We start from the raw sequence: 24522 nt of genomic DNA on the forward strand, positions 1-24522 counted from the left end.
ACCATCTTATATAGTTTTAAATTATACTAGATTATTAATAGCTATATATAAATTTAAAAAATTCAAAAATCAACCCTTCTTTACTAATTAAGCTAATGAAGGGGTGATAACATGTTAAGTTACATGATATTTAAAATTATTTATAACTCAGCTAATTTAATAGTTGGAGAACACAATTATATTGGTTATCAAATTAAAGTTCCTAAAGATTATGAACTAGAGATCAATAAATATTCTCGATTATATTTATATGAACATATTAATACTATTCCACATAAAAACCAGATTCATAAAGAGCTTTATGGATTTAGAACATTAGCTGAAAAACTATTGTTTGCTGATTTATTAAGCATTAATGGAATTGGTACAAAAACAGCACTAAACTTACTTAAAAACGATATTGAAGTAATTCAAACAGCGATTGGGGTTGGTGATTATGAGACACTTACCCAATTTAAAGGAATTAGTTTAAAATATGCTACTTTAATTTGTGAATACTTATCTAGTAGATATGCTAATAAAATTAATGAGCAAAAGAAATGAACTAAGGAATTATCTAATGGATTAAGTAATCTAGGTTATGATAAAAAAGACATTGATTTAGCAATTAATAAACTAAATAACATTAATGATGAAATTGATATTAGTGAACTAATGTCGCTTGCTATAAGAGAGATATCTTTATCTAAAAATTAATAATGAAAACAATTGAATTAAGACCACAAAAACTAGCTGATTTCATTGGTAAAAGTAGTATGAAAAACAACTTAGGGATTTATTTAAATGCTGCTAAGAAACGATCAAGTTGTTTAGATCATATTTTATTTTATGGAATGGCTGGGGTTGGTAAAACATCATTAGCTTTTATTATTGCTAATGAATTAAATGTTAAGATCCATATAGTACAAGGGAATGCACTTAATAAACCAATTGATATCATCAATCTATTATCTTTAGTTCAAGAGAATGATGTAGTGTTTATTGATGAGATTCATGCTTGTCATAATTTGGTGTTTGAAACACTTTACAGTGTCATGGAAGATTTTGCAATTGATGTAGCAATTGGAAAAGAATTTAATGCTAAAGCAACAAGAATTAAACTTCCTAAGTTTACTTTAATTGGAGCAACAACAGCCCTTGGTAAAATTCCAAAACCACTAGAAGAACGGTTTGGTTTTAGCTTCTTTATGAGTGAGTATGAAGTAGGCGAAATTATCCAACTAATCAAAATCAATGCTCTTAAAATTGATTTAGAGCTAAGTGAGGATGAAATTAGTTTAATTGCTTTAAATGCAAAAGGGATACCACGAATTGCTAACCGATTATTAAGACGAATCTATGATTTTAAAACAACCAATAGTAGTTGAGATGTTGAACAAATTTTTAAACAGATTAAGATTTATGAAGATGGACTTGAAGAGTGCGATTTACAATACCTTTTAGCTTTATATAATTATGAAACAGATATTGGTTTAAAATCAATTTGTCAAATTACCCAACTTGATCCATTAACTGTTGAAACTAAAATTGAACCTTTTTTAATTAAAAGAAACTATATTACTAAAAGTTTAAAAGGAAGAAGGATTACATATAAAGGAATTGAGTTTATTAAAAACAATGCACTTGTTTAATCAAACAATAAGAATTGTTCATTAACAAGCGATTCATCAATTAGATTATTTAAACTAATTCCAATTAAACGGACTCATTCACCATCATACCAATTTCTAAAAAGTTTTAAGATCTTATTAGCTATCACATCATAATCATTACTAAAAAAGCGTAAATTTTGTGTTTTAGTTTTAGTTTTAAAATCAGCATATTTAATTGTTAAACTAATGTTATTAGTTCATAAATGAGCTTTTTTAAGTCGCTTGATAGTATCTTTAATTAATATTTTTAATTCTTTAACTATCGTTGCTTCATCATTACTATCAAAAGCTAAGGTTGTTGAACGTCCAATTGATTTAGCTACTCTGTTTACTGTTAAGTCATTATTTTCATGATGAGCTAAAAAGGGATTAATGGTTGAATAGTATGAAGCACCTAATATATCTTGAACAATAGATTGGTTTTGTTCATTTACTAGATCTTTAATTGTCTTGATATTTTGTTTATATAACAATGAAGCTGTTTTAGGTCCAATATATGGAATTGTAGCTACTTCTTTATTGTACATAATTGGTTTAATATCATCTGTATCTAAGATAAAAATGCCATTGAGTTTTGCTAACTCTGTGGCCATTTTTGCTAATAGCTTTGATTTAGCAATTCCAATTGATACTTTAAGATCTAAACTGTTATAGATGTGTTTTTGGATTTTAATAGCTAATAATTTAGGGTTGTTATGATGATCTTTTAATAAATCAGTAACATCAATAAAACATTCATCAATGGAAGCGATTTCACAATTATTAGTATAGCTTTTAATGATGCTAAAAAATTGTTTGGAATATCGTTCATAAGCTCAACCAGTATGTTCAACAATTATTAGTTTTGGACATAGTTTCATAGCTAAAAAACTAGGCATAGCTGCTTTTACACCAAAACTTCGAGCAATATAGTTAGGAGATGAGATAATACCTGTTCTTGAGTTTAGTGAACCAACAGCTAGTGGTTGGTTTTTGTATTTTGGAAAAACGATTTCAGCCACTGATGCAAAAAAGGCATCAATATCAATATGAAAGAAGATCTTATTCATAACGTTTAAAATAAACCATATATTCTTGGTTTTGTTTTTTCGGATCAAAAATATCAACAGGGGTTGTATGTAAACATTCAAAACCAGCATCTTTTGCAGTTGATACTATTAAATCAACTGCCTCATTTTGTAAATTTTTATCTTTAATAACACCTTTATATTTAGATGCAATTTTCTGACCTAATTCAAATTGCGGTTTAACTAAAAGCATTACTTTAGTGTTTTTAGATGCTAGATTATTAATCATATAAAATACACTTTTAAGTGAAATAAATGACAGATCACCAACAATTAAATCAATTGGTTCAGCAAACATATCAACACTTAAATCTTTAACATTGGTTTTATCATAAACTACTACTTTAGGATTATTAGCTATTTTAGGATCTAATAAATCAACTCCTACATCAATACAATAAACTTTGCTTGCATTAAATTGTAAACAAACATCAGAAAACCCACCAGTTGATGCTCCAAGATCAACAACAACATGATCTTTAATATCAACATCTATTTCATTTAAAAGCTTAAGGAGCTTATAAGCTCCTTTTGATACAAAACTATATTGATTATTAATTTTTATTTGATCATTGTGATCTACTAAAAAAGCTGGTTTATTAATAATTTGATCATTAACACTAACAAAATTACGCTTAATTAAATCAATTGCTTTTGATCTTGTAGCTATATTTAAATTATTAACTAATCAGTGATCTAATCGACTTTTTTGCATAACTATATATTATTTAATCCTTGTTAGTAAAACAATTAATAAAGCAATTGATACAGAACTACCAATTAAACCTGAAAGAACAACAAAAAACCACCTTAGTGGTTTATGACTAAAGTATTTTTTAAATAGGATTTCAAAATGAAAAGGATCAAAGTAATCAGATGAATTAACACTAGATAAATAGATGATTAACTCTCGTTTGATTTCATCAATAATAAGCCCTCTTCTATATTTATTATTAAAAGGTCATAGGTATGTAAAAAATCATTTTCTTTGTAATTTTTTAAACCATTTTTCATTAACTGAATCACTAAAGAAGTTAGCTACATAGGTAGTGTTAGATAATCTTTTGTTGATATTATTTGTTTTTTTATTATCGTCCATTAATTATTAATACTCTTACTTATTAATGTAAATTATATGAACTTTAGCTTTGCTTTTGTTAATTAATATTAATTTGTATTATCGCTATCTTGTGGTTTCTTATCAGTTTTCTTCATTTTGTATTTATTAAATGATTCAATTTCTTTTTGTTCTTCTTCATCAATTTGTTTAGATTCTTCTTGAAGTTTAGCCATCTCTTCTTTACGTTTGATGAAGTAGTCTTCAGGTAGTTTGAAATCAGTCACTGAAACTTGAGGGTATTGTTGTTCTTCTTTGTTTTTGATGATTAGTGCATCAACACCAAATACTTCTCTTAATAGATCTTCATTAATAACTTCTTTTAGTTTACCATACTTAACTAAAGTACCATCTTTCATAATCATTACTTTATGAGCATACTTAAGACCATTGTTAATATCATGGATAACTAAAACAATTGTTTTGTTCATTTTGTGGTGTAGTTTATGTAAAAGTTCAATAATTTCTAATTGACTTCTAATATCTAAGTGGTTAGTAGGTTCATCAAGAACAATTGTATCTGTATCTTGAGCTAATGAAAGAGCAATTAATGCTTTTTGACGTTGTCCACCAGATAGATCTTCTAGATTACGATCTTTTAGATCATAAATACCAACTTGTTTTAAAGCTGTTTCAATGATGTGACGTTCACGCTTTGGATTAGTGTTAATACCAAGAGCGTTAGATGATGGGAAACGACCCATTTTTACGAAATCATAAATTGATGTTGCTTCAGGGAAGGCAGCTAACTGAGGAACATATGCAAGCGTTAGAGCTAATTCTTTTGATTTATAAGCTTGAATGTTTTTGTAGTTTTTAATATGTCAATCAATTGTTTTAATTGCTTTTTCACGGTTCTTTGTGAAAACATTAGCAATTTTATGACCAATTTTACTTAGTCATAAGAAAAATAGTGGTAAACGAGAAATTAATTTACCTTTGTATTTAATGTGTCCACTACTTGGTTGATTAATACGACATAAACCTTTGATTAATGTTGATTTACCTGAACCATTTGGTCCTAGTACAACAACAAAATCATTACGGTAAATCTTTGCACTTAAATCACTAATAATGGTTTTTTTACCATAACCTAATGATACTTCGTTTAATTCAAAAACAACATCATTATCATCGTTGTGTTCATGACAACTAAATTCATCATCATGATAAGATAATACTTCATCTAAGTCAATAGTACTTACATGTTCGTGGTGTTTTTGTTCTTCATTTTTCTTTTTATTAAAAAAACTCATAATATGTTTATCTTTCATCAAGACTAAAAATTACTTTTAGCTATATTAAAACTTAAAGTTTTATTAAACTTGTTTTATTATACATTCTTTATAACAAGCTATTATTAAATACATATTAAAATCAATAAGATAGTGACATTATTGGGGTATTTATTTAAGAAATAGAACTTAGTTTATGTTCTAGAATATTAATTTATTAATAATCTATAAGCTTTTTGTATAAATATTGATCTATATTATTTTGTCCTAATTTGTGTATAAAATTAGTTCTTATTTACTATTTTTAAAGGTTGGAATATTTTAATTAATATTTAATTGATTTTGTTTCAAAAGAATGTAGAAAATAAATCTTAAATTGATATACAAAAATAAAAACACCCTAAGTGGTAGGATGTTTAGAAGTTAATAATAGATTGGGTTTTTTAGATTTATTACTCTTTGTTTGAATCAAATGATAAAAGAAGTTCTCTGTAATATTCGTATTGTTTTTGTCGAAGTTCGATTTCTTTGGGTAGACCTTGGGTAAGATCATTGGTTAGTGTATGAAATTGATCAAGGATTGAAGCGATGTAGTTTTGGACTTCTAATGGCGGGATTGGGATTTGAATATCGTATATTCTATCTCTTGAAATACTATATGGGATTGCACTTCTATTTGATATTGAATATAAATAATCTTGGTTTTTTACCAAGAAATAATACAAATACTTTTTATTGACATTATCAATTGGGTTTACACAAAAACAAACATCGTTTGCTCAAAATTTTTCGTTTTGCCATTTTACATATCCTGCCATGCCATATTGTGCGATGGTAATTGTATTTTCTTCTCCATTATATTTATTTAAATATCCCATATAACCAGTTCCCCCAGAAACTACAGGATATAAACCATCACTAAGTAAATCCTTCTTTGTAACTCTAGTTCCACGAACAATTTTGCAAATATCCTTTAATTGCTTAAATTCTACTAATGCATCTTCCCCGCAAAGTTCTAGTGTCTTCTTAGTTAAGTATTCTTCACTAAGAAGAATGTTTCTGTAGTAGTTATATTGTTTATTTCTTAATAGTAATTCATTTTGTAATTCGGTAACATATTCTGTTAATTTATCAAGTATTTCGGCAACTTTTTCTTGTATTTCTAAAGATGGGATTGGGATCAAAATATTATCAATATCTTTTTTATATAAGTTGGGTAATCCTGCTGTTCCTTTGGCTAATGAGAATAGGTACGATTCATTACTAAACAAGAAATGAAATAAAAAGCGATTATTTAAAATCTCTCTCTCTCTCTCTCTCTCTCTCTCTCTCTCTCTCTCTCTTAACCAACTCTAATATATTCTCCATCTTAAAATACCCCATCTAAACTCTTTCTTAAACTCAACTAATTAACAAATCTATCTAATAACTAATATTATAAGTTTAGAACTATTCTAATAATCCAAAAACAACATTAAATATATCAATTTAATAGAACTACCTACTTAAAACCAACCCGTCAAACCCATTTTTTTCAAACCACTACAACCACTAAAAAACACCAATTCAATAACCTAAATGAAATGAACCCTAAAAGTTGGACAACCAACGAAAGGATTCATTTTTCATGAAATTAACATACAAAGATAAGTTAGAGATCTACTCTTTGTACAAAGAAAAAGATTTTTCATTTAATAAAATTGCAAAGAAATACAATTTAAACAGAACCGTTGTTTGATACATTATTCGGTTAATAGAAAGGCATGGAACTAAGATTGTTTATCGTTCTAGGAATAAAAAATATTCTAAAGAATTCAAAAAAGCAGCAATTGATCGTGTTTTGCTTAACGGTGAAACTTATGTAAGGGTATCGATAGAATTAGGATTATCTAATGTTGGTTTATTACACTCATGAATTAAATCTTTTCTTGAAAACGGGTATAATGTTGTAGAGAAAAAGAGGGGCCGTAAACCATATGAACAAAAAGCAAGAAAACAAGACGAACATCTCATTGAAGCAAGAAAATGAACTTTTACGAAAGCAGAATTTACGCCTTACCATAGAGAACGAATACTTAAAAAAATTAGATGCCTTAGTTCAGAAAAGAGAAAACCAACAAAAGAAGAAATAGCTCAAGCTATCACAGAACTAAGGCAAGAATTGTTATGTAGTTTGAGATTCATTTTAGAAGTAATTAATAGCAATCCAAATTGTCCAGGCATTTCAAGAAGTGATTATTATTACCACCTTAAAAAGGTAAGTAAGGATCTGAAAAACAAGGAAATAATGAGCCTTATCACTGAAATTTATTACCACCACAAAAAACGCTATGGATACCGTAGAATCACACTAGAATTAGCAAATAGAGGGATTTTAATTAATCATAAAAAAGTGAAACGTTTAATGAAACTAATGGGATTATTTGCTCTAACTCCTAAAGCTAAATATCGATCATACAAAGGCGATTTAAATGGGGTAGTGAAGAGTCATCTATTAATCAAGATTCAAGATCAAGTTGCTCATAAAACTTATTATCAACGAGATTTTTCAACCACTTCTTGTAATCAAAAATGAACAACTGATGTTACTGAATTTCGCATCACTAATAGCAAAGTATACTTATCACCAATTATGGATATGCACAATAGAGAAATTATTGCTTTTAATATTTCAACAAGCCCTAACTTTCAACAGACAGTTAAGATGATTGGTGAAGCTTTTCAAAAGTTTGAAGACTTAAGTGGGTTAATATTGCATTCAGATCAAGGCTGACAATATCAAATGCGCCAATACCGCCAAATGCTAGCTGAGAAAAATATTATTCAATCAATGTCGCGAAAAGGTAATTGTCTTGATAATTCGCCTATGGAAAATTTCTTCGGTAAACTAAAAAACGAAATGTTTTATGGTCATGAATCTGAATTTAAAACGGTTGAAGAATTAATCCAAGCTATAACAAACTACATTCATTACTATAATAACGAAAGAATACAAGTAAAATTAAAAGGATTGACTCCTGTACAATACAGGCATCAATCCTTATAACAATAGACAAGAATTAATTTGTCCAAAAAATCGGGTTCACTACAAATACTATACCAACTGTCGTTTTTGAAAACTATCCAGTATTCTTATTAGAAGTAGATAAAATTGATAATTTAAGTGAATACAATCTTAAATTTGATTTTAAGGATAAAGAAAAAGACAAACCAATTGAATGGGATTCTTTTCCTTGAAATGAATAATGAGTAGATAAAATAAAAAAAACCAATAATAACTTTTATTAAATTAAATCAATACCAAACACTATAGTCATAGTAATTTTACTATTAGCTATCATTATCAACTTAACAATCAAAAGTTCCAATTAAGATTACTTAAAAAACATCCTTCTCTTTTTTTAGTAAGGATGTTTTTTGATACTAATTATAATTAATCTTTTCTTTGAAAATAATCATTCTTTTTCTTATTTCATTTAAATCGATAATTGTTTTTAAATAAGAAAGTATTGTTTTGTTTATGGTTGATTTTAATTTGTTTAATAAAGATTCTTCAATCTTTAATTAAGAAATAACTAAAGCCAAAGATCCCAACAAAAGCGCATAAATATAAACTAAACATTCTTCAAATAAAAATAACTTCATTAATTAGTTGATCATTAATTTTAGCTTGATGAGGATTATTAAAAGTAAGGAATTGTTTAAGAATATATTGCACACTACCTTCAGATCCTGGGATAGGGACAAAGTTAGTTGCTGTAATTGATATGTTAGTGTAATTAAACATATCAAAATAAATTAGGGCCGGATCTTTACTAACTAATAAATAACTTATATAAGTTAAACTATAAAAACAAAAATTAAACCCTAAACCAATCAAAAGTGCTGTTATGTTTAATCAAGGTAAACGCATATAGTAGTGATAAACTCTTTTGAAGTTTTCACCTCCTTTATGCTTAATTAATAATTGTTCATAAGTATCATATTTTAGTTTTAAGACTTTTTTGATTTTATTGTAGACACGGTTAATAAACAAATGTACCTTAGAACTATATCCTAAAACAAAATATAAGGATGCAATTACCATATCAACAAGTGTTCCAACTACAGCTAATCAAAAGAAATAAGGAATTGGTTGATTAAGTGCTGTATAGAAAATATGGATATTATAAGATACATAAAATAAGGAAGGTAAAGTAATTAATAACTGTCCTAGTTCATAATAAGTTGAACAAGCTAAAAGAAATGCTGAATTATGGCGAATATGGTTTACTTTATGTTTTGTAAGAAAATAAACACTAAATGGTTCAGATCCAATTGAAAAGGGAGTTGATGCTGTTAAAAACAATAAACTAAAAGCATACAAAATCCATTCATACCACTTAATTGTTTTTACTTTATTCCTTTTTACATAAACATAATGTAACAGTACAAAAATAAAAGCACGAAATAAACTAAAACCAATTAATAAAAGTAATCATAAAGTAGCTAAATTATTACTATTTAATGATGTTTTTAAACTAGTGAATAAGTTTTTAAAGTCAATGTCTAGAATTAATGAAATACTAAACCCAACCATTATTGCACTAACAATAACACCAATACTTAGTAAGATAATATTCCTTTTTGTTCAAAATGATCCGTTCATATTAGTTAATTAATACCACAATTAGATTTAATAATTTAGTTAATAATCAAAAATAATCCTAAATTAAAATAAAGTCAACTGATCTGTTTCACTTAGTTCATCAAGTGCACCAATTTTTGATAAATTATCAAGATCTTTTTTTGATAGTTTAGTTCTAGCCTTTAGATCTTCAATGGTTGCAAATTGTAATTCATCTCGTGCACTTACAATACTATTTGCAACAATCTCACCTAATCCAGGAAGCATTGTAAAAGGTGGGATAATACTATTTGTTGCTCGATCGATTAAAAAGTCAGTTGCAGCTGATTTTTTAATATCAACATTATTGATTTTAATTCCTCTAGCTAATAGTTCAACCATAATTTCATAAGTGTTTAATGATTCAAGTTCAGCTGTTGTTGGTTTTGGTCCATTACCATTTTTAGCTTTATTTTCTTTATCAACAATTCGTTTATATTCTTCTTCAATTGCTAATTTCCCTTTTTTAATAATTAACATATCAACTTTTTCAGCTCGCACACTTAAAAAAGCAGCATAGTATTCAAGGGGGTAATAAAGTTTAAATCAAGCAAATTTATAAGCGTGCATTACATAAGCAGTCGCGTGTGCTTTTGGGAACATATATTTAATCTTATTAGCTGATTCAATATATCATTGTGGAATTTGTTTTTCTTGTAAGATCTTTTGATGATCTAATTTAATTTTCTTACCTTTTCTTACATCTTCCATTACAGCAAAAGCAATTGATGGTTCGATGTTTAAAGCGATTAAATAGGTCATAATATCATCCCGACAAGCAATTACATCTTTTAGTACTTTACCTGATTTAATTAATGATTGAGCATTATCTAATCAAACATCAGTTCCATGAGATAAACCTGAGATCCGTATCAAGTCAGCAAATGATTTAGGTTTGGTGTCAACTAACATTTGTCGCACAAACTTAGTACCAAATTCAGGAATACTAATAGCTCCTGTTGTCTCGTTTAAAACATCACGTGGTTCTAGATTAAAAACAGATATATCACTAAATGATGCAATAACTTTTAAATCATACATTGGTACATCACGATCATCAATGTTTGTTAATTTTTTAATAAGGTTTAAAATCGTTGGATTATCATGACCTAAAATATCAAACTTTAATAAATTATCATGTAAATATTCAAAAGCAAAATGGGTTGTTAATCAGTTTTCTTCTTTTTTATTAGCTGGATAGTTGTATGGTGAGAAATCAAAAATAGATAAATCTTCAGGAACTACAATAATTCCTCCTGGGTGTTGTCCTGTTGTTCGTTTTGAGTTAATACAAGCAAGTGCATATAACATAATTGTTGAATCACGAACTTTAGGATCTAGTTTTTGTTCTTCAAAATATTTTCGAACCATTCCAAAAGCTGTTTTTTCAGCAACTGTTGCGATTGTTCCAGCTCTAAAAGCGTGTGAAGATCCAAAATATTCCATAATAAAGTTATGAGCTGTTTGTTGATAAAGTCCAGAAAAGTTTAAATCAATATCAGGTACTTTATCAGCATTAAAACCTAAGAAGGTTTCAAATGGAATATTATGTCCATTTGTTGTTAAAGTAAGATCACAATTTGAACAATTCTTAGGTACTAAATCAAACCCATCATCAGCATCTTCAACAAACTCACAATATTTACATTTAGTACACAAATAGTGTGGGGGTAGAGGGTTAACATCAGTTATATCTAAAAATGTTGCAACAAGTGAAGAACCAACCGATCCCCGACTCCCTACACCATATCCATCTTCTAAAGATTTTTTTACTAATAAGTGTGAAATTCAATAAACAACAGTAAACCCGTGTTCACTAATTGCATTTCATTCTCGATCTAATCGTTTTTGAATAATTGGGTGTAAATGATCTCCATAAATCCGGTGGGCAGTTTCATAAATATAAGCCTTAGCTTTTTCATTAACACCTTCAATTTTTGGAGCATATAAACCACTTTTAAGCGGGGCAATACTATCATCAATTAAATCTACTATTGCTTGGGGGTGATTGTAAATAATATCATTAATTCAAGTTTCATTATTTAAATATGAAAGTTCAAATTCAGCTGCTTTAGCATCATCTAAATAAAGATCAGGTACATATTTTTCATGACTAAACCGGTGTGATTTCCCTTCTAGTTGTTTTGAATGAACATATACATCATAAAACTTTTTATGATCAGCATCTAAAAAGTAGGGAGTATTTGAATACACTACTTTTTTATTTAATTCATAACTAAAACTAACTAGTTTAACAAAAGCATGTTTAAGATCTTCTAAACTAATTTTATTTTGTTCATATGTTAAATGAGCTTGGGTTTTAAGAGATGGTAATGTAATAAAATCATACGACTGTATAATACTTTTAATTTCTTGATCAGTTTTAGAAAATAAAGCTTCAATTAGATCAGATTCATGAACTGCATTAGTTGTTAATAAACCATTTTCTCTTTTCTTTTCAATTTGTTCTCTATAAAGTGTTGGTCTTGAAAAAAAGTTATCAGTATGAGATAGTGAAACTAGCTCATACATATCTCTTATATTTTCTTGTTTTTTAACATATAGATTTAATCATTTACCAAAGATTCTACTTCTTAGTGTATCGTTTTGTAATTTATCATTAATTTCATTTAAATTAGTTATTGAATACTCATGAAATAATTTATCTAACATTACTTTAAAGACTTGATTTAATACTTCTGCATCATAATCAGCTCTATGCGCACTGTCTTCATTATAATCAATTCCATACTTTTTACATACTCATCCTAAACGGTGACTTTTAAAATCTTTATTGATTGCTCTTGAGATCATTAATGTATCAATCACAGGGTTATTAAGTGGTTCTAGATTATGATGAACTGCTCTAATATTTAAGAAGTTAATATCAAAGTTAATTGCATTATGAGCAACTAGTACACTGTCTTTGAAGAATTCAAAGATTTTTATTAATCCTTCTTTTTCAGAGATTGCATCGGCAATATCAGAATTAGTAATATTAGTTAATTCTTGAGTAGCTAAACTAATTTCTTTATTTGGTTTTAAAAAGAAGCTAAGTCTACCTAAAAGTTCATTGTTTTTGATCTTGATTGCTCCAATTTCAATGACTCCATCATAGTTTGGAAAAAGTCCTGTTGTTTCAATATCAAAAACAACATATGTAGCATTATTTAGATTTTGATCACAAGGATTTAGAACTAGTTCAATATATGATGGAATTTTTTCAGTTTCAATTCCATATATTATTTTTAAATCACTTTTAGTTTTGTTTAAATAAGTAAAAATTTCCGGATATGCTTGTACAACATTTCGATCAGTAATACCAATTGTTTTTAAATTGTTTTTAGTAGCAAAATCAATTAAGTCTTTGGGTTCAATAATTGAATCAAGTGCACTCATTTTTGTATGGAAGTTGAATTCAATACGGGGTGAGAAAAAAGCTTGATCAATTTGTTGTGGTTTTAATAATAGTTTATTAATTTTACCAACAAAGTTTTGTTTAACTCCATCGTTTCGTGTTGGTAGAATTGTAATAAGTGCAACGATTCAATCATTCTTTTTGATTTTTTCTCGTTCTGGATTTTCGTTTAAAGCAAATTCAAAAATTTCAAGAGTATTAGTATCATCTAAAATTCTAAATCGATATATAAATCCGTTTCTTCTTGATTCTTTTTCAACATGAAAAACTTGTCCTTGAACCCATACTTGTTTCATTTCTTCAGTTACATCATTTAGTGGGATCGGATTCATGGCATTGTGAATTGAATTAGTATATTTATAATCATTAATTGCTTTAGTTTGAGCTTCTTGTTGAGCTTTTATAGTTTCAAGTTTTTGTTGTTGAGCAATTAATTCTTTTTGAGTTCGTTCTTGGTTTTCTAATAAATAAGTACTACTGTTGTCAATGTATTCAATATCAATTGTGTTTGTATTAATTGATCAATCTAAAAGTGTTTTTAATAATTGTTCTTTAGCTGCATTAACTTGTTGGACAAAATTTAAATCATCAGTTTTAAAACTAAATGATGCTTCACTAAAACTAACTGAATGAATAGTTTCTAGATTTGAATTAATTTTTAAAGAACAATCAGCTACAGCTTGATTTCAAAATAAAGCAAGTTGGTTTTGATCAACATTTTCTCAAGAGTTTATTAACTGGATTTTAACACCATCAATTTTTGGTTTAATTGATTTTAGTTTTTGAATTGTAGCAAAATCAACAAATGATTCAAAAAGAAGTGTAAGCGTTGCTGTAAATCTATCTGTTTGATTCATTTTGATTTTAAAATTAGGTAATTGGTCAACTAAAGCTTGATCAATTTCAGCTATTTGTTCTAATTTCGCTTTCATATTTAAACACTCTTTCAATCAATATCATTATTTAGTTTTAGATCATCTTAATATATATTAAAAGTAAGTTTTAATATCAATAATGATTTATGCAGTTAAGATCTAAAATAATCATAACACTAACAACTATAGTATTAATTTTAATAACTTTATAATAATGTTATTAAATATTTAAAAAAGTCTTTAAAGCTACTAAAAATTACTTAAAAATGGTATTAAAAGGATTTTTATTATATTATTCTAAGTATTATTAAAATAACAAAAAACTGACCAATTTGTGGTCAGTTCCGTTTTATTTAATGTTTTTAAGTAAAGTATCAACTTTATTTGTTTTTTCTCAACTTAGATTTAAATCATCTCTTCCAAAATGCCCATAAGTTGCTGTTGGTTGATAGCTTGTTTCTAATAAGTTTAGATCAGCTATAAAGTCTTTTACTTTAAAATTAAAACTTTTCTTAATTGCTTCTAAGATTTTAGCTTCAGGATATTTGTTTGTATTGAATGTTTCAATAAACATTGCAACAGGAGCAGGTTGACCAATAGCAAAAGCTAATTGGATTTCACAACGATCTGCAAGTTTAGCTGCTACTACATTCTTAGCGATTCATCGTGCAAAATATGAAGCACTTCGATCAACTTTAGTTGGATCTTTTCCAGAGAATGCTCCCCCACCATGACGAGCAATCCCACCATAAGTATCAACAATGATTTTACGTCCAGTTAAACCAGTATCCCCAATTGGACCACCAATCACAAATCGACCAGATGAATTGATGATTTTAATAAAATCAGTATTTAGATGATATTTTTTAGCAAGATCGTCCATGATTGTTTTAATTTTATTTTCAAAGTAATCACGATCATAATCTTCATCATGTTGAATACTTGTTAAAAAAGTATGAATTCTTAGATTTTGACTATCTGTATAATCAATTGTAACTTGTGATTTCATATCAGATCTAATACCAACAAATTCACCACTTAATCGTTGTCTTTCTATTTCAGCTAAAAATTGATGAGCTAAAACAGTGGTAAGTGGCATATATTGTGGTGTTTCATTACATGCATACCCAAACACAATTCCTTGATCTCCAGCCCCAATTTCTTCAGTTTTTTTGTTAACTGATTGAGCAATATCAACAGATTGTGAATTAACATTTGAGATAATTGTAAAATCATTTTCAGTATATCCTAGTGGTTTAATAATCTCTCAAGCAGTTTTTACTACATCAACATATGCATCAGTAGTAATTTCACCAGCAATTACAATTAAACGATTACAAGCTAATACTTCACAAGCTACACGTGAATTTTTATCTTGTTTTAAGCAAGAATCTAAAATTGCATCACTAATTTGATCACAAATTTTATCTGGATGTCCTGCTCCAACACTTTCACTAGTAATTAATTTTTCAAATCTCATATATTCCTACTTTTTAATTATTTAACTAAAATTGATTTTTTATTATTTTTGATTAAACCATAAGCATAAGCACCGATCATTGCAGCATTATCTCCAGTGTAAAGAAGTTGCGGAAGATAGACTGTTGTATCTAATTTTAATAATTCAGAACGTAGTAAAGAATTAGCAGATACTCCCCCACCAACTAATAAATGCTTTAGATTGGTTTGGTTTAAATAATATTGTACTTTTCTAACAATTTCATTGATCGCAAATTTTTGAAAACTTGATGCAATTTGTACAGCATTTATTTTCAATTTCTTTTGACTATGGTTATGAATATAGTTGATGATAGCTGTTTTAAGTCCACTAAAACTAAACATTGCATCAACAGGAGCTTGTTTAATGAATTGTATATCAGCTTGTTTAGGATCATAATTCTTATCAATAATTGGACCACCAGGATAAGCTCATCCTAAAGTTCTTGCTACTTTATCAAAAACCTCACCAACTGCATCATCTTGCGTTTGGTTTAAAACTTTAATTTGATCATAATCATTGATCTGATAAATCACAGTTTCCCCACCTGAGACAACAAGGGCTAAAGCTGGTAAATGGATTGGTTGATCAATGATTGCTGAAAATGCGTGAGCATGTAAATGATTAATTGGTACTAATTCAGCGTTTAGTAAACTTGCTAATTCTTTAGCAAATACTTTTCCAACGTGTAAACAACCAGGTAAACCTGGAAATGCAGTATAAGCAATGTGAGTGATAATAAATGGATCAATGTTTGCTTTCTGAATTGCTTCTAAATAAACATTAACAATATTTTGTTCATGATAACGACTTGCTAATTCAGGGACAACACCCCCATGAGCTGCTTGGTTTTCACTTGATGAACTAATAACATGAGATAATAGTTTTTGATTATTAAAAATAGCAACAGATGTTTCATCACAACTAGTTTCAATGCTTAAAATAAAATAATTTTGTTCCATAACTATTTTTGTTTTTGCATCACTTCTATACATCTTTTTGAAACTTCATCATTATACATTTCTTCATCTGGATAATGGTTTCAACAACGTAAACATTTTTTAAAATTAGCATTACTTACAGCTAATTGATCACCAAATTCAACTTTTGCTACATTGAATCATTTCTTTAATAAACTAGTGTTATTAGCTAATTCAGTATCTTTAATCATCTCTTTAGATAAAACTACAAGTGCTTCATTATTCTTTTTGATTAAATTTTGTTTTCGTGCTTTTTCTAATTCATTAAAGACAACATCTTTAATTTCAAAGAAAGCTTGCATTTGATCTATATCCCCACTAAATTTAAAATCATCATCTACTAAAAATTCTTCTAGTTTAACTGATTCTAATTTATCTGCATTTAAGAAAGAATAAGCTTCTTCAGTTGTATGTGGAATAATTGGAGTTAATGCAATCAATGAATGTTTAAGAATAAAATAAACAGTTGATTGAATTTGTCTTCTAGCTACATTGTTTATTTCTAAACAATATAGATCATCTTTAATGTTTTCAAAATATCAAGAAGATAGTTCAAGTACAAACTTATTAAATAAACGAATTACATCCATAAAATTATATGTTTCATAAGCTACTTTAACTTGATCCATTAAATCTTTAAATTGCTTTAGAACATATAAATCTTCTTGTCTAACATTAGTTGTATAATGTTGTTTAAAATCAAAATCAGCTAAGACAGATAAAGAATATTTAAATAAGGTATTACGGATTCTTCGATAGATTTCTGCATTCTGTTTTAGAATATCTTCACTAATTCGTATATCACTACTATAATCAGAATTAGCTATTCAGATTCTTAAAACATCAGCTCCATAAACATTACATACACTTAGTGGATCAACAACATTTCCTTTAGATTTAGACATCTTCATTCCTTCACCATCTAATACCATTCCATGGGCTAAAAGGAATTTATATGGTGCTTTATTATTTAGAATAGTTCCTGTAATAATTGAAGAGTTAAATCAACCACGATACTGGTCTTGACCTTCTAAATATAGATCAGCTGGATAGTTTAAATTATGATGTTTTAAGATACTATAAGAACTTCCTGAATCAAATCAAACATCCATAATATCTTTTTCTTTATAGTATGTTTGATTTGTGTTTAAATATTTTTCTGTTAAAAATTCTTTAACATCTAATTCAAACCAAGCATTTACTCCTTTTTGATCTAAAACATTGATGATGTGATTAACTAATTCAAGATCATTAATTGGATTATAGTCTTGATCAAAGATCATCGGGATTGGTACACCTCAAACCCGTTGACGAGAGATACATCATTCTTTTCGATTAATTACCATCTCTCTCATTCGCTCTATACCCTTAGAATTAGTTGAAGAAACATCATTATCAAGTGTTTTTAAAATCGCTTCTAAGGCATTTTCTACAGATACAAACCATTGTTTAGTAGCTCTGTACATAACAGGTTTTTTAGTACGTCAGTCATGAGCAACACTATGTGTTATTTTTTCATGGTGAATAATTAAATCTTTGGCTTTTAGTCGCTGTATAATAACTGGATTAGCATCTTCATAGAACATATTTTCAAGTTCAGGATCATTAACTAAACTATTATATTTTCCATAATTATCAATGTTAACTAAAGCATCAATCCCATATTTTTTACAAGCATAATAGTCTTCTAAACCAAAACCAGGAGCATTATGAACAAGTCCTGTACCATCAATTGAAGATACATAATCATCTAAAATAACAAAACATTCTTGATTGTTAATTGGTGAAATATATGCTTTCTTTTCAAGTTCTTTTGGATCTAAAGTTTTTATAATTGAATAATTTTCTATTCCTACTTTTTTAGTAAACGATTCAACTAAATCAGTAGCAATAATTAATTGTGAACTATCTGTTTTAATTAATGAATAGCTAATGTTAGGGTTAATAGCTACTGCTAAGTTAGCTGGTAAAGTTCAAGGAGTTGTTGTTCATATTACTAAAGAAGTATTTTGATTGTTAAATAAAGCATCATCTTTAAGCATTAATTTAACAAAAATAGCATCTGAAGTTCGTTCAGCATATTCGATTTCAGATTCAGCAAGCGCAGATTGAGATGATCAAGATCAGAACACTGGTTTAAAATCTTGATAAATATAACCTTTTTCTAAAAGTGTTTTAAAAAGGTTAAGCTGATCAATTTCAAATTGATGATCAAGTGTATAGTAGTTAGTTTTAAAATCAGTTAAAAGTCCAAGTCGTTGAAATTGACCTTTTTGAATAGCGATTTGTTCAAGAGCATATTCTTTACATTGATCTCTACGCTTGCTTACACTATCATTAGCTAGCTTTGTTTTCTTAGCTAAAGCAACTTCAATTGGTAAGCCGTGTGTATCTCAACCAGCAATAAAAGGAGCATAAAAACGGTTCATGTTTTTATATGTAACAATAATATCTTTTAAGATTTTATTTAAAGCATGACCGATGTGAATTGATCCGTTAGCATATGGTGGACCATCATGTAATACAAAAGTAGGGTAGTTTTTGTTTTTAGCTAATAATTGTTCATAAATTTTATGATCATCTCAAAATTGTTGAATTTTTGGTTCTTTTGTATTTAGATTTGCCTTCATTTCGAACTCTGTAAAAGGCATATTCAGTGTGCTTTTATAATCCATAAGTTTGCTCCTTTTTATATTGATTTTTTTAAAAAATCATATTCTAATATTTTACACTATTTTAAAACTAAAAAAATAAAGCATTGCTAAGTATTAAAGCAATGGTTGGAAAATGTTAACAAAGATGGTTTCAACAACCTGTCTTGCGGTTGGTTTTTGTTCAAGATCTTGAAGCGTCACTAATTTTGAATTATTAGTCATCTCTAAAAATAATTTTTGAATCTGATGATTTGTTTTTTTAGAATAGATGAAAAGTAATGATTCAAAATTAATAACAAGAGCTCTATTATCTAAGTTATATGAACCAAGTAAAGCTGTTTCATTATCAATTAAAACTGCTTTAGTATGCATAAACCCAGAGTATTCATAAATTTTAACCCCTGAACTAATTAACTTCTTATAACTTAATCTATTCATTGATAAGATAAAAGGTGATGAATCTGTTCTTCCTGGCAACATAATTTGCACATCAATCCCTGCATTTGCAGCAGAGCATAATGCTACAATCAACTCTTCAGTTGGGAAAAGATAAGGAGTGAAGATACTAATTGATTTTTTAGCATTAGCAAATGCCATTGATAAAATTTCAATTAATGAATTAGTTGATTGATTTGGACCAGTATGCATTAAACAAGTCATTGTACTTTCTTTAATATCATTAATGCTTGGTGTACTATAATCTTTGATCTCAAACTGATCAATACCCATTTCATTAATTAATTGATCGAAATCTAATTTATGTGATCGTGGTACATAATAATATCAATCATGAATAAACTCAAGTAGCATTGTATGAACAATACCACCAGACACAAAGTAATTAAGATCCATTCAGTGACCAATACTTCGATCAATGTTTAAGTATGAATCACCAATATTAGATCCACCTGTAATTGCATACTTCCCATCGACAATTAAGTATTTTCGATGGTTTCGGAAATTAATTGTACTTCGCATCTTTAAATCAGCTTTAGCATGGAACTTAGCTACTTTAATACCATTAGCTATTAATTTAAGTTTTGTTTCTTTTTTAAACTTAAATAAACTACCTACTCAATCATATAGTAAATAGATTTTAATACCCTCTTTAGCTTTTTTAATTAGTTCATTTACAATAACATCTAATCAACTTCCATCTTCAATAATAAAGTATTGTAAATAAATTGATTTTTCTGCTTTACGAATCAATTTAATTGTTTCTTCAAACATCATAGTTGGTTCTTCAATTAAGCGAATCTGGGCATCATTATAAATTGGTGTTCCATATAAGTTATAACTATATTTAACAACCTTAGCAAACAACTCTAAACCTGGTTCTGAACTATAGTTATAGCTCATAAAATCGTGAATAAAACTGTAGTCTTCATATTCAAATAAGATTTTTCTTTTTTGAATAATATCCTTCTTTTTCTTTTCTTTAAAAGCTTGTTGACCAAATAATAAGAAAAGAATAATAGCAATCAATGGAAGAATTAAAAAAGCAAATAACCAAGTTTTTTTACTTCGATCATTTCTTTGTTGAGAAGAGAGAATATAAAGACCAAGTGTGATGTTTAATAAATAAGCTGCTGATAAACAAGTTGAGACAATAACAACTGTTCGATTAAAGAAGTGATAACTTACTAAACCTACACCAATTACGATTAAAGCAATTATTAAGATAACAATAATTTTTTCTAAGATTCGATTCTTGATCATACTAAAAAGTAAACCTTCTAACTATAAAGAATTATAAACAATTAATAAGGGTTAAAAATAAAAAAAGAAAAAAGCAGGAAGAACCTACTTTTTTATAAACATTTAATGGCGGAAACAGTGGGATTCGAACCCACGCGCCGCAGAACGACCTAACACCTTAGCAGGGTGCCCTCTTAACCACTTGAGTATGTTTCCAATCTTTTAAGGAATTTATATAACCTTAAAATTATAATCAAAAAAGTAATAAATTACAACAATATTTTTAATTCTTGATTTGTTGTTCAGCTTTTTCTGCTTTATTTTTTAATTTAGAACTTAAATAAGTTTTATTTTCAGTTCTTAGAATTAATCGTTCAATATTCTTTTTGTGCTTTAAGATAATAAAGCCAGCTGATGGAATTGTATAAATTAAAAGATATGAAGTACTTCTTATACTTGGATTTAATGCATAAACAAAATAATTGATATCTTCATTAATATATGGACTGTAATTAATTCCAGGAATTAAAACTAATACAGCACAAATTGATGCAGCTACAATTGAAGCTAAAGACATATAATGCTTAGTTGCTAAAATAATTAAAATAATAATGATCCCAACTAAAGCAACAAAGGGGTTCATTACAATTAACAATCCCCCATAACAAGCCACTCCTTTTCCTCCCTTAAACCCAAAATAAATCGGAAAACAGTGTCCTAAAATCGTAAACAAACCACCAAAATAAACTAAGATAGCTATATTAAAACCATTACTAAAATCAAATGGTGATCGTAGTTGATATTTATAAATTAAGAATGTAATTGAGACTGTTATAATTGGTTTTAAGATATCTAAAAACATTGTAAGAAGCCCTAATTTCTTACCATGAACACGCAACATATTTGTTGCCCCTGCATTCTTAGATTCTTGCTCTCGAATATCTCTTTTTTTAAAGATTAATCCTAAGATAATACTAGCATTTAAACTTCCAATTAAATATGAATAAATCGGTGCTATTATCAAGGTTAGAATATATCCAAGCATAACCTGGTAAATTTGATTATCCATAATCAACCTACAATCTAAATTAGCTTAAAAGTATTAATATATATTATATAATACTAATAAACTTAATCTTAATCAATAATTAGACTAAAACAATTAAATAAAATGCTTTAGCTTATAATTTTTTAAAATATACTATAATATTGTCTTTATTAAGGAGTGGTTATGAAAGTTAAAAAACGATATATCAACCGTTCTTTTAATGAACAAGTTAATCGATATTGAAATAATCAATTAATGCAAATAGTACCAAAACTATTAAATCAGATCATTATTACTAATGCTTTTTTGTTGATCTTTATTATTTGTTTAAGTGTGCTTTTAGCACACGATCAACAATTCTTAAAATATCCGATTGATTATACAATTTCAAACTATTCATATTTACCCCAACAACAAGCTGGAGCTGTTGGTTTATATAGTATTATTTGGTATTGTTTTGTTAATGTTTTATTCTTTTTAAATATTTCTAAAAATAAACATTTTACAAAAAAGGAATTTGTTAGTTTAGTATTTGCTTCTATATTATTTAATCCTTTTGCTTATTATCAATTAATTAAACATATTAAAAGCAAAGCTTTTTATTGATCAAAAACATTTTATTGAATCTTAAGTGATAATAATAAAATTGAATTTAATATTAAAAATAAATTATCAATAGCTGCATTAATTGCTTTTATTATCTTCTTACCTTTTTGTTGTTTATTCTTATTAGATTACTGACCAGTTGATTTAAATAACATTAAACCAGATTATAGTGATATTAATCTAAAAACTAAGATCTATTATGGATCTAACTCATGAATTGGTAATTTACACTATTTTACAGTACAAAGTAACTGAATGGCGATTGTTGTTTTATTGATTTATTTAATTAATCCAAAAGCAAGAATTGTTAAAAACAACACTTATTTAATTACCATCTTAGTTTATATATTAATCGTTGGAGTAATTTGAACAGGAGTTTTATATCCATTTAATTCACGTTCACCATCTTGATCTTGATTTAACTCTTTAACAGGTTTTTATCATCATATAGTAACACCAATTACTTTTTTAGTGTTTGCTTTATATGTACTTTTTAACAACAAAGTAGCTACTACAATCAAATATAAGCACATTATTTGCTGCACTACTTTCTATTTTAGTATTTATTTATTGTATGCTATCTTTTTACCAATTGTAGCTAATGTCTCTGTTTATTCATTAATGACTAATGTATGACCATTTCTAAATGGTGATCCAATTATGTTATTAGTATTTATTGGTGTTTTCTTATTAATGATTGCTACAACATCAGCTTTTTGAGCAATCAATAATAAAATTGTTAAGAAGTTTAATAAACAACTTATTCATAATCCAATAATTAAGGAAACTAATTAATGATATTAATACTTAACTTAGGGGGCGAATCATTAAAGTTTAGTTTATATGGATCTAAACATAAACTTTATGTTAGTGGTAAGATCAAAATGATCAAAAACCTCAAGTTTATTGATTATAAAATTAAACAAAAACACACTAAATTAAAAATCAATGAACCAGTTGATAATTATGTAGCTTATTTATTAAGTTTCTTAGTTAAACAAAACTTAATTAGTACAGTTGATGATATAAAACATTATGTACTAAGAATTGTATTTTGTGATTATGTAAATAGTCCTGTTGCTTTGTTAGATGATCAATTATACGAAAACATCAAAGCAAATATAACAGTTAGTCCTATTCATAATGCCTTAAGCATTGCTTTAATCGATCAAATTAAAACTAGTGTTAATAACCCTAGTATCATTTGTGCTTTTGATTCATATTTCTTTAATAAAATAGCAAATAAAAAATTACCATTAAACCAACGTTTAGCTAATAAACTAAAATTATACAAGCGGGGGTTTCATGGTATTTCTTATGCTTATTGCTTAGAAACCTTTATAAGAAGTACAAAGATCAAAAAACCAAATTTAGTAATGGTACATTTAGGTTCTGGTTGTTCAGTTTGTTTAATTAAAAATGGTAAAGTAATTGATTGTTCAATGAGCTACTCACCCCTTAGTGGTTTATTAATGAAAACTAGAAGTGGAGATCTTGATCCAACTGTTCTTCTTAAAATTAGTGAACATTATCAATGAGATCTTAAACAAACCATTGATTATTTAAATAAACAGAGTGGATTAAGTTCATTAGTTAAAGATGATATTAATAAATTAATTAATTTAAAGACATTTACTAAAAACCAAAAACAAACTTTAGATATGTATACTAACAGTATTATTAAATACATCCTATTATATTTAAATCAATTAACTAAAGTTGATGGGATTGTATTTACTGGTGGGGTTTGTGAGTTTAATAGTCAAATCATAAGATTAATTGTTGATCAAATCAAGCTAATTGATTTAGATCTAATCAATACTAAATTCATAGCTTCAAATCAATTAAATAAGATTTCAGTTGATTCATCAAAGTTTGATCTTTATTTACTTAAAACAAATGAAAACTTAATGATTCTTAAATATACTAATATGATGTTAGAAGCAAACAAAACTAAACTAAAACAAACTAATCAAGAAGATATTGAACAACTAGAAGGAAATTAATT

17 protein-coding genes and 1 tRNA gene are annotated in these 24522 nt (G+C 27.3%); 5 read left to right on the plus strand and 13 right to left on the minus strand.

Features of this window, described 5'->3' with window-relative positions:
• Positions 1-114: 114 nt before the first annotated feature.
• Together ruvA and ruvB are read left to right on the plus strand one after the other, a co-directional pair.
• Entirely contained in the window at positions 115-696 is a 582-nt protein-coding gene (gene ruvA / locus JM47_RS02165; protein WP_208895282.1) for a Holliday junction branch migration protein RuvA, read from the plus strand.
• Positions 697-698: 2 nt separating this feature from the next.
• The gene (gene ruvB, locus JM47_RS02170; RefSeq protein ID WP_208894791.1) at positions 699-1631 is read left to right on the plus strand and encodes a Holliday junction branch migration DNA helicase RuvB; all 933 of its coding nucleotides are present in this window, start codon (positions 699-701) and stop codon (positions 1629-1631) included.
• On the opposite strand, the gene JM47_RS02175 is transcribed toward ruvB, so the two are convergent.
• The 5 genes from JM47_RS02175 to JM47_RS02195 form a co-directional block, all read right to left on the minus strand.
• Complete coding sequence (locus tag JM47_RS02175; RefSeq protein ID WP_208894792.1) at positions 1628-2701, minus strand: Y-family DNA polymerase; 1074 nt, start codon at positions 2699-2701, stop codon at positions 1628-1630. The genes ruvB and JM47_RS02175 overlap by 4 nt on opposite strands.
• Positions 2694-3434 (minus strand): TlyA family RNA methyltransferase, encoded by a 741-nt coding sequence (locus JM47_RS02180; protein WP_208894793.1) that lies wholly within the window; start codon positions 3432-3434, stop codon positions 2694-2696. The genes JM47_RS02175 and JM47_RS02180 overlap by 8 nt, the downstream gene beginning before the upstream one ends.
• A gap of 9 nt (positions 3435-3443) precedes the next feature.
• Positions 3444-3818, minus strand: coding sequence for a hypothetical protein (locus tag JM47_RS02185; protein ID WP_038102955.1), 375 nt, complete (start codon positions 3816-3818; stop codon positions 3444-3446).
• Between the two features lie 68 nt (positions 3819-3886).
• Positions 3887-5092 carry an ABC transporter ATP-binding protein gene (locus tag JM47_RS02190; RefSeq protein ID WP_208894794.1) on the minus strand — a complete coding sequence of 402 codons (1206 nt, stop codon included), beginning with the start codon at positions 5090-5092 and terminating at the stop codon, positions 3887-3889.
• 431 nt (positions 5093-5523) lie between these two features.
• Entirely contained in the window at positions 5524-6417 is an 894-nt protein-coding gene (locus JM47_RS02195) for a restriction endonuclease subunit S (RefSeq protein ID WP_208895283.1), read from the minus strand.
• 281 nt (positions 6418-6698) lie between these two features.
• Between JM47_RS02195 and JM47_RS02200 the strand changes: the two genes are divergently transcribed.
• The gene (locus tag JM47_RS02200; protein ID WP_318023472.1) at positions 6699-8117 is read left to right on the plus strand and encodes an IS3 family transposase; all 1419 of its coding nucleotides are present in this window, start codon (positions 6699-6701) and stop codon (positions 8115-8117) included.
• Between the two features lie 387 nt (positions 8118-8504).
• Here the strand turns inward: JM47_RS02200 and JM47_RS02205 are convergent, their stop codons facing one another.
• The 8 genes from JM47_RS02205 to plsY form a co-directional block, all read right to left on the minus strand.
• Positions 8505-9719 carry a lysylphosphatidylglycerol synthase transmembrane domain-containing protein gene (locus tag JM47_RS02205; protein ID WP_208894795.1) on the minus strand — a complete coding sequence of 405 codons (1215 nt, stop codon included), beginning with the start codon at positions 9717-9719 and terminating at the stop codon, positions 8505-8507.
• Between the two features lie 63 nt (positions 9720-9782).
• On the minus strand, positions 9783-14087 hold the full coding sequence (polC, locus tag JM47_RS02210) for a DNA polymerase III subunit alpha (protein ID WP_208894796.1): 4305 nt from the start codon (positions 14085-14087) through the stop codon (positions 9783-9785).
• Positions 14088-14379: 292 nt separating this feature from the next.
• Positions 14380-15510, minus strand: a complete 1131-nt coding sequence (gene metK, locus JM47_RS02215; RefSeq protein WP_208894797.1) for a methionine adenosyltransferase — start codon at positions 15508-15510, stop codon at positions 14380-14382.
• A 17-nt stretch (positions 15511-15527) separates the two neighbouring features.
• Positions 15528-16490, minus strand: a complete 963-nt coding sequence (tsaD, locus tag JM47_RS02220; RefSeq protein WP_208895284.1) for a tRNA (adenosine(37)-N6)-threonylcarbamoyltransferase complex transferase subunit TsaD — start codon at positions 16488-16490, stop codon at positions 15528-15530.
• Positions 16491-16492: 2 nt separating this feature from the next.
• Positions 16493-19183: an isoleucine--tRNA ligase gene (gene ileS / locus JM47_RS02225; RefSeq protein ID WP_208894798.1), complete on the minus strand. Its 2691-nt coding sequence runs from the start codon at positions 19181-19183 to the stop codon at positions 16493-16495.
• A 93-nt stretch (positions 19184-19276) separates the two neighbouring features.
• The gene (gene cls, locus JM47_RS02230; protein WP_231428091.1) at positions 19277-20881 is read right to left on the minus strand and encodes a cardiolipin synthase; all 1605 of its coding nucleotides are present in this window, start codon (positions 20879-20881) and stop codon (positions 19277-19279) included.
• Between the two features lie 106 nt (positions 20882-20987).
• A tRNA-Ser gene (locus JM47_RS02235) sits at positions 20988-21076 on the minus strand.
• A gap of 67 nt (positions 21077-21143) precedes the next feature.
• Entirely contained in the window at positions 21144-21929 is a 786-nt protein-coding gene (gene plsY, locus JM47_RS02240) for a glycerol-3-phosphate 1-O-acyltransferase PlsY (protein WP_208894799.1), read from the minus strand.
• A gap of 162 nt (positions 21930-22091) precedes the next feature.
• On the opposite strand from plsY, the gene JM47_RS02245 reads away from it, so the two are divergent.
• Both JM47_RS02245 and JM47_RS02250 read left to right on the plus strand, forming a co-directional pair.
• Entirely contained in the window at positions 22092-23309 is a 1218-nt protein-coding gene (locus JM47_RS02245) for a DUF1600 domain-containing protein (RefSeq protein ID WP_208894800.1), read from the plus strand.
• The gene (locus tag JM47_RS02250) at positions 23309-24520 is read left to right on the plus strand and encodes an acetate/propionate family kinase (protein ID WP_208894801.1); all 1212 of its coding nucleotides are present in this window, start codon (positions 23309-23311) and stop codon (positions 24518-24520) included. Before JM47_RS02245 ends, JM47_RS02250 begins: the two co-directional genes overlap by 1 nt.
• Positions 24521-24522 lie beyond the last annotated feature (2 nt).

This window comes from Ureaplasma diversum (genome assembly GCF_000941095.1).
GTDB lineage: Bacteria > Bacillota_I > Bacilli_A > Mycoplasmatales > Mycoplasmoidaceae > Ureaplasma > Ureaplasma diversum.